This is a genomic window from Sphingomonas sp. 10B4, assembly GCF_035019905.1.
In the GTDB taxonomy this organism is placed as follows: domain Bacteria; phylum Pseudomonadota; class Alphaproteobacteria; order Sphingomonadales; family Sphingomonadaceae; genus Sphingomonas; species Sphingomonas glacialis.
The window spans coordinates 1-267 of the sequence record NZ_JASJVC010000351.1; the positions used below are offsets into that span (position 1 = coordinate 1).

Below are 267 nucleotides of genomic sequence, written 5' to 3' on the forward strand. Positions count from 1 at the left end.
GATTTCAATTGGAACACCGCTTGCAATAGCATGTGTAGCGGATGTATGCCTGAGCCAGTGTGTACTAGCCATCGTCAGGTGTTTTGCACCTTCAGGTGATATTTTTGCAAATTCTTTTGCAACGCTTTTGAAAAATTTAACAAGTGATCGATAAATTTGACTCTTGGCCATTACCCCATTTGTTTTGCGCTTATCATCGACTGCGTTGAGTTTGTTGAGATGTGGTGAAGAGTCCATCAGGAAGTCAATTAATGGAACCTCTTCAGG

Annotated in this window: 1 protein-coding gene; it reads right to left on the reverse strand. The window is 41.6% G+C overall.

What is annotated here, in order from left to right; genetic code table 11:
- The coding region (locus QN347_RS20075) for a hypothetical protein (RefSeq protein ID WP_323494442.1) at positions 1 to 267 on the reverse strand (267 nt) is incomplete at both ends.